Here is a 7,653-nt window from a genome sequence, read left to right as displayed (position 1 = left end):
CTACTCCTTCTGCTTTTCCTTTAGAAGGTGTAAAAGTAGATGCTACAGGAAAAGAGAAAATAGTATACTTAATCTTTTCTTTTTGGGCCGTTTCCTCTTCATCGAGTTCCGGAATTTCTTTTGGTTTAAAAGCATCCGAAATTTTTGGCGTGTACGGTTTTACCACATTTACAGTTTCGGTTCCTATTTGCTCTTTCTTTTGTGCAAATGAAAACTGGAAAAATAAAAGAAATAAAATCCCAAATCCAACACTTCCCGAAGGGAAAGGAGCGGTAAACGTTACTGCCTTATTTGTGAATGATTTTATGTTTAATTGTTTAACTGTCATGTTTTATTTTTTTACTTCTTATTTCTAATGCTTCTCATCTTATTTTTTAAACTTCCCATTCGCCTTTTGCAATGAATTGCGACTTACCGCCAATATTGATATCAAAATCATTATTGGTCAATTTTCCATCAAAATAAATTTGTGACGGTCTGTTGATGTATTCCCCCTGGTGATTGGTAATTTGAATGTCTGGCGCATGATATTTTAAAAGAAAAGCCTGCAAACACGTGCTGGCACTACCAGTAGCTGCATCTTCTATCAGTTGATTGTTCTCGACACAAAGCATCCTACTACTGAGTTTTTCATCTTCTAAACAATAAAAATACAAGGCTCTGTGACTGGTTTTACAATTTGCCTGCATCCAATTGTTCATTTTATCCTTATCGATAATTAAACGCTCTAATACCTTTATATTTTTGAGAGGAACAACTACAAAAGCACTACCTGTAGTCACTTCCTGAATAGGAAATGCATCCTCAAAATCAGTACTTCTTAAGTTGCTGAAAGTCGTGAAATCTTCCTTTGAAAAAGTATCCAAAAACTGAGGTTGAGCAGCTTGTAACCATACCAAATCTCCCACTTGACGTACTGGAATTTCACCTACGGGAACGGAAATTGTAATTTTATCTGGTTTATTTTCGAATATTTTATTCATCAAAACCCATGAAGTTCCTATGATGGGATGTCCAGCAAATTGCATTTCATGTTCTGGCGTGAATATGCGAATCGTAGCAGCGCACTTTTGACCATCAAGTTTTGTAATAAAAGTGCTTTCTGCAAAGTTGATTTCGCGCGCAATTAGCTGCATCTGTTCAGTACTTAAAGAATGTGCATCTAAGAAAACAGCTAGTTGATTGCCTGCGTATTTTTTTTCTGTAAAAACACCAACGATGTAAAAAGGTAGATTCATTCTCTTTGTTTTTTGGCTTCGATAATTTTAAAAAATATATGCCTATTCTATTTTTTTTTTGAATGTAATTCGCAAACGTCCTACTTAGTAATAGATGAATTCGTTTTGGATTCTTCCATTTTTATTCTGTCGAGTTCTTTTTGAGCATCGGCAACGACATCTGAAAAATCAGTAAAATTTTGAATGACATTTTCTAGAATGTAAGTTGCTTGATAACTGTCTTTCAATCCGTAAAAATTCTTAGCCATTAGGACTAATCCTTTGGCTCCAAAATACTTGTAACTGGAATAACTCTTTGCTAACTTTTGAACTGCTATGTTCGAAGCTTCAAATTTCTCGTCTTTATTTTTGAAATAAGCGTCATAATACAGGGCTTCAGCAGCTAATTCTCCTTTGGCAATCGTCATTAATTTGGCGTAAGCTACTTTCGCTTTATCTTCATCACCCGTCTCAATTGCGGCACGCGCTATGATAATTTGAGCATCACTTTTTACATTGCTATCTGTTTTTGGATTCATCAAAACCTTTTCTGCATAAATACCAGAATTAGCATAATCTTTTTTATCATAATAGGATTTCATCAAATTTGATTGTGCGAATGTTTTATTTTGAGCAAGGTCTGCCTCGTTTTCCAATCGAATTAAAACCGGAATTGCTTTTTCATATTCCTTATTTTTAAGGGAAATTTGGGCCAATCGCAACAACGATTGTTCTGTAAATTCACTTCTGGATTGCGCAATCACATATTCATAATTAGGAATTGATTTACTCTCAGCACCTTCAGCATAATGCAGTTGTGCTAAATAATAATTCGCCTGCAGAGCATGAATTCCGCGAGGAAACTGATTTATATACCCGTTAAATCCCGCTATGGCTTGCTTGGTGTTGTTTTGTTGAAATTGTTTTTCGGCGCCTTGATAGGTGTCATTATCTAATTCTGCATCGGTTACAGCAACAAAATCTAAGGTACGAACCCAAGTTGCATATTCATCTACTCTGCCATTGTCTACATAAATCAATCGCGCGGTTGCAACTGCTTCAAGCGCTTCTGGAGTTCGCGGAAAATCAGCTGCCACTTTTTTAAATTTGGCTAATGCTTGATCATCTTTGTCGGTGTTGTAATACACTAACCCTTGACGCAAAATAGCTCTGGAAGTGAAAGAACCTTTTTTGAATTCCGTATTTAATCTGTCGTACGTTTTTACCGCAAGGTCATTTTGATTTTCGGCAACGTAAGTATTGGCCAATTCAAAAAGTGCATCGTCTCTGTATTCTGATTTTGGATACAGTTGTAAAAAAGCATTTATCTCGTCAATTTTCTTGTCATTTTTAGACATAAAACCATAAGAAATAGCTTTTTGGAAATACGCATAATCCGCATCTACACTTTTAGACTCAATTACTTTAGTATACGCATCCATTGCTGCAGCATATTTTGTTGTCACAAAACGGCAATCGGCTAACCGTAAGTAGGAGTCATTCAAACGCACTTTATCAGAAGGCGCTTTTTCTATTTGGTTTTGGAAATAATTTCCCGCTTGCTCATATTCTTTTAATTTGAAATACGTATACGCAATATTGTAATTACTGTTTTTAAATTCTGGCGTGGTGCTGGCTTGGCTTGCACCAACAAACTGCTTAAAACTTAGCAAAGCGTCCTTGAATTCATTCAAAACATACTCTGATTCTCCTTTCCAGAACGTAGCACGAGCAGTGAAAATTGGATCTTTTTGTTCGACTATCGATTTCGAAAACATTTTCAAGGCATCCTGATAATTTTCGTCGGTGTACAATTCTAAACCACGATAAAAAAGTACTTTTTGATACGCTAATTTATTTGCTGGTGATTTATTTTTTTCTAATAAAACTAAAGCTTCTTTGTAATTTTTAGAAGAAATATAAGAATCAATCAATAGCTTTTCAATCTCGACACGACTTGGATTTTCTGGATATTTTTTCAAAAAAGATTGTAAAACAGCTGGTACACTTTGATACGAATTTCCTAATTCATAGCTTAATTTAGCATAATTCAAACTGGCATCTTCTTGAATGGCCAAATCAAACTCCATTTCCGAAGCATTTTTAAAAGCATTCAGAGCTTGTTGTTTCTTATCGGTATTGAGATAACTTTCTCCCAAATGATAATACGCATTCTGCGCTACAAAATCTTTACCGCCAATGATTTTATTGAATTGCGCGATGGCACTTTCATAATCTTTTTGTTTGTAATGCGCATAGCCCAATTGATAAAAATCTGTATTGTTCCACTTTCCTTTTTTTCCTTTGTAAGCTACTAAATATGGAATAGATGTATCATATTGCTTTAAATTAAAATAGCTTTCACCAATGATTTTACTCAGTTCAGATTTTTCTAAAGGTGTAGATTTGGCCATTGCTTTCTGTCCTAAATCGATCGCTTTTTGAAAATTCCCCAATTTAAAATTCATATCGGCTTGATAATACGATAGCTTTTCTTTGTATTTTTCTTCCCCTGAAACTTCATCAAAATACTTGGTAGCTTGCTTGTAATCATCGCCTTCATAGGCCATAAATCCTAGATAATACTTAGCCTGAGAACCATATTCTGCTGAGTTTACGACTTTGTTCAAATAAACAATTGCTTCTTTTTTCTTTTTGGCATTAAAAAAACTATAGCCTTTCTGGAAATTGAATTTGTCTAGGTCTGATCTACTCAAACTACTTTCATCTACTTTATCAAACCATTGTAGTGCTTGCGGATAATTCCCCTGGCTAAAATGAAAATGCGCCACTTCAATGTAAGCCTGATTTTGTTTGACACTTGTAGGATATTCCGAAACAAATTGCTCCATCAACTCATCTGCATTGGATTGATTGGTTCGAATGGCACAATTGGCGGCATAATATGCACAATCCGATTTTAGCTCTTCGGTAGTCGCAGTTTCCTTTACTTTATTGAAAATGATTTGTGCAGAGGCATATTGATCATCCTTAAATAACGCTACTGCTTTGTTAAAATCTTTAGAATCGTGAGTATATATCATAGATTTTTGTGCCGAAACAGCCACAGTGACCATGAAAATCAATATAAAATGGAGCCAAGAAATTTTACGCATTGTAATTTATTTTAATAATTCAAATGTATCATATTCTGCAGTCTATAACGAATCGTTATTGGTTTTTATTATAAACATTTTTTTTAACACGGTAGAATTTAACTTTCCACACACAGCGATTTCGCCCTGTAAATGCAACTACTTTGGCATATTATCCGTAATTTTCTAAATTGTGTCTCATAGAACAGAATTTATTTTGAATAGAACCGTTATCTTATTACTTTTACCCAATAAACAAATGTAAATTATGTCACAAGCTGTACTGTCTCTAAAAAATGTAACGATATATCAAGAAGGAAAATCTATTTTATCAGAAGTAAATTTAGAGGTTAAACACGGAGAATTTCTATACATTATAGGAAAAACAGGCTCTGGAAAAAGTAGTTTAATGAAAACATTATATGCTGATTTACCTTTGACTGAAGGAGAAGGAAACATTGTAGACTATGATTTAGCAACGCTAAAAGAAGATGACATTCCGTTTTTAAGACGTAAAATTGGAATCGTTTTTCAAGATTTCAAATTACTTCCAGATCGCACCGTAGATGCTAATATGCTTTTTGTATTGAAAGCAACTGGCTGGACAGACATTACAGAAATGCAAAATAAAATTGAAGAAGTATTGAATAAAGTGGGGATGAAAGATTTTGGCAAAAAAATGCCGCATCAACTTTCTGGAGGAGAACAACAAAGGGTGGCTATTGCACGTGCTTTGCTGAACGATCCCGAATTAATCCTTGCTGATGAACCAACAGGAAATTTAGATCCACAAACTAGTGCCGAAGTATTGGAGGTTTTAAAGAAAATCAATGCCAACGGAAAAACCATTATTATGGCGACGCATGATTATGCTTTGTTGATGAAATTCCCTTCAAAAACATTAAAATGTGAAGATGCAAAAATCTTTGAAGTAGTTCAACGAACGGCATAATGCTTTCTATTCTGGTTCCAATATACAATTACAATGTGTTTCCTCTTGTTTCAGAGTTGCATAAACAATGTACGAATTGCGGAATAAATTTTGAAATTCTTTGCCAAGACGACGCTTCTAATTCAAGTTTAAACGCTTTAAATGAACACGTAAACGAACTGTCTAATTGTAGTTTTATCTCTTTAAAAGTAAATCTAGCACATCGCGCAAACCGAAATTCCCTTGCCGCACAAGCAAAATTTGATTACTTGCTTTTTATAGACGGGGACTCTATTATTATTCATGACAAGTTTATAAAAAAATACATTGATACTCTTCGGGATTTTGATGTTGTTTATGGCGGAAGGTTGCATCCTGAAAAATGTCCTTCTAACCATCAAAAACTACGTTGGAAATACGGAAAATTTATTGAGGACAAATCTCCAGCAAACCGAAAGAAAAAACCGTATCAATCGCTACTTTTCAACAATACTGTAATCAAAAAAGTACTTTTCAACAAAATAAAATTTGACACCAACAGCAAGAAATACGGTCACGATGATACGCAATTGGCGTTCGAGATAAGCCTGCTAAAATGCAAAGTAAATCACATAGAAAACCCAGTTGAACATGGAGATATTGATACCAATTTCGTTTATTTGAATAAGACCAAAGCGTCTTTGGAGAATTTGATTTCACTGTACGAAGAAGAAAAAATTGATATTGAATTTGTGAAACTGATTCAATTGTATCATTTATTAAATAGAACAAGACTTACTTATATTATTTCAAAAGTACATTCCGTTTTCGAATCGTTTTTTATTAAAAATCTGACTGGGAATTATCCTAATTTATTTGTTTTTAATTGGTTTCGAGTGGGCTATTTATGCTCATTACAACAAAAAAATTAATGCTTTTTGAGTCCGATAAATAATTGATTCCAAGTTTCCATAATAGAATCGATCTGGTATTTTTCACTGGACACTTTTGCCTTTTTACCCATTTCTTCTCTTAATTTTATATTCTCGAAAAAAGTCTCGACTGCATTTACATAATCCATCTCGTTACCGTTTTCAATTAAAAATCCATCTTCGCCATGAGTTAAAACACCTCTCGGCCCACATGGACAATCATACGCAATACATGGCAATCCAGATACCATGGCCTCGATTAACACCATTCCAAAACCTTCAAATCGAGATGTCATCAGATAAAATGAAGCTTCTAGATATTTTTTATCAATATCTTGAACTGGTTCGTGAAAAACAACATTATCTGAAATATTTAGATTTTCAGCCAAGGATTTTAAATCGATACTTTCTGATGCTTTACCGTAAATTTCCAAAATCCAATCGGGGTGCTTCACAACTACTTTTTTCCAGATTTGTAACAATCTATCAAATCCTTTTTCATACGTGTGCCTTCCTACGGCAATAGCTTTTTTATTTTCTAAAGTACTTGTTTTAGCGGAAGTAAACCATAAAGGATTCGGTATGACAATAGTGTTTTTGATATTCCATTCTGCAAAGTTTTCGCTAGTTATAACAACAAATCGATCATATTTATGTATTCCTGTTTTTTTAAAAATGCTAATACCATTAGATATGACTTTCGTCAGGAAATTATCCTTTGATTCTCTTTCCTCGATAAACTTAGAACTGTGCATTTCTAACACAAGAGGAATTTTATTTTTTAAAATAAAAGGAATCAAATATGCTTTCAAACCATTATCACAAACGACAATGACATCGGGCTGAATGGTATTAATTTTAGTTTTTAATCCATTCGAAAAAGAATTTAAAAACTGAAATAAGTTTCCTTTTAAAACTATATCATGAAAAATAATATTGGAATTAAAAGTATAGAACAACGGATAAAAACCCTCGTTTTGAGTCAGAATATGCACTTCATATCCCAATTTTTCAACAAGATAATTTGCTTTTACTGAAAGGACTCTGGCTACACCACCTTCGTTATTTATGTTGGGAACAATGTATAAAAGTTTCATTTTTTTGAAATCATAAACTGATCAAAATCCCGAATATAATCTTCTTCGTCATATACATCAGAAGCCAAAACCAAACACACTGCTCCCGAAGAAAAATTATCTAATTCTCTCCAAATTCCCGTTGGGATATACAACCCAATATTAGGTTTGTTCAGTAGAAATGATTTTTTCTCTGTTCCATCATTTAAAATTACTTCAAAACTGCCGCTCAAAGCGATTAATACTGCGGATTGATTGATGTGCGAATGACCGCCTCTAAACGAATTGCTAGGCACATCAAAAAGGTAGTACACGCGCTTGAATTCAAAAGGCACAATATCCTCTTGAATAAATGCTAAATTCCCACGCCTATCCTCTACAACAGGAATTTGCAACAGCTGTATGTCTCTGAGTGTAGTCATA

At 33.9% G+C, this 7,653-nt stretch carries 6 protein-coding genes and 1 pseudogene; 2 read left to right on the top strand and 5 right to left on the bottom strand.

Annotation, left to right across the window (positions count from 1 at the left end; genetic code table 11):
* The 3 genes and pseudogenes from AC061C_RS13200 to AC061C_RS13190 all read right to left on the bottom strand — a co-directional run.
* Positions 1-328, bottom strand: a pseudogene (locus AC061C_RS13200) (hypothetical protein); the annotation flags it as partial.
* Positions 329-374: 46 nt separating this feature from the next.
* On the bottom strand, positions 375-1,238 hold the full coding sequence (locus tag AC061C_RS13195; RefSeq protein WP_478291556.1) for a PhzF family phenazine biosynthesis protein: 864 nt from the start codon (positions 1,236-1,238) through the stop codon (positions 375-377).
* A gap of 80 nt (positions 1,239-1,318) precedes the next feature.
* On the bottom strand, positions 1,319-4,333 hold the full coding sequence (locus AC061C_RS13190) for a tetratricopeptide repeat protein (protein WP_478291555.1): 3,015 nt from the start codon (positions 4,331-4,333) through the stop codon (positions 1,319-1,321).
* A gap of 247 nt (positions 4,334-4,580) precedes the next feature.
* Between AC061C_RS13190 and AC061C_RS13185 the strand changes: the two genes are divergently transcribed.
* Positions 4,581-5,264 (top strand): cell division ATP-binding protein FtsE, encoded by a 684-nt coding sequence (locus AC061C_RS13185; protein ID WP_417976649.1) that lies wholly within the window; start codon positions 4,581-4,583, stop codon positions 5,262-5,264.
* Complete coding sequence (locus AC061C_RS13180; protein ID WP_478291554.1) at positions 5,264-6,154, top strand: glycosyltransferase family 2 protein; 891 nt, start codon at positions 5,264-5,266, stop codon at positions 6,152-6,154. Before AC061C_RS13185 ends, AC061C_RS13180 begins: the two co-directional genes overlap by 1 nt.
* On the opposite strand, the gene AC061C_RS13175 is transcribed toward AC061C_RS13180, so the two are convergent.
* Both AC061C_RS13175 and AC061C_RS13170 read right to left on the bottom strand, forming a co-directional pair.
* Positions 6,151-7,251 carry a glycosyltransferase family 4 protein gene (locus AC061C_RS13175; protein ID WP_478291553.1) on the bottom strand — a complete coding sequence of 367 codons (1,101 nt, stop codon included), beginning with the start codon at positions 7,249-7,251 and terminating at the stop codon, positions 6,151-6,153. The two genes, AC061C_RS13180 and AC061C_RS13175, sit on opposite strands and share 4 nt — an antisense overlap.
* Positions 7,248-7,652 (bottom strand): sugar 3,4-ketoisomerase, encoded by a 405-nt coding sequence (locus AC061C_RS13170; protein ID WP_417946158.1) that lies wholly within the window; start codon positions 7,650-7,652, stop codon positions 7,248-7,250. Before AC061C_RS13170 ends, AC061C_RS13175 begins: the two co-directional genes overlap by 4 nt.
* Position 7,653: the final 1 nt, after the last annotated feature.

Source organism: Flavobacterium sp. GNP010 (assembly GCF_056428945.1).
This window is presented reverse-complemented; position numbering and strand designations above follow the sequence as displayed.

Bases quoted from the DNA above. Each gene is read 5' to 3' on its own strand.
- AC061C_RS13175 (WP_478291553.1), bottom strand. From the start codon at position 7,251: ATGAAACTTTTATACATTGTTCCCAACATAAATAACGAAGGTGGTGTA.
- AC061C_RS13195 (WP_478291556.1), bottom strand. From the start codon at position 1,238: ATGAATCTACCTTTTTACATCGTTGGTGTTTTTACAGAAAAAAAATAC.
- AC061C_RS13170 (WP_417946158.1), bottom strand. From the start codon at position 7,652: ATGACTACACTCAGAGACATACAGCTGTTGCAAATTCCTGTTGTAGAG.
- AC061C_RS13190 (WP_478291555.1), bottom strand. From the start codon at position 4,333: ATGCGTAAAATTTCTTGGCTCCATTTTATATTGATTTTCATGGTCACT.
- AC061C_RS13180 (WP_478291554.1), top strand. From the start codon at position 5,264: ATGCTTTCTATTCTGGTTCCAATATACAATTACAATGTGTTTCCTCTT.
- AC061C_RS13185 (WP_417976649.1), top strand. From the start codon at position 4,581: ATGTCACAAGCTGTACTGTCTCTAAAAAATGTAACGATATATCAAGAA.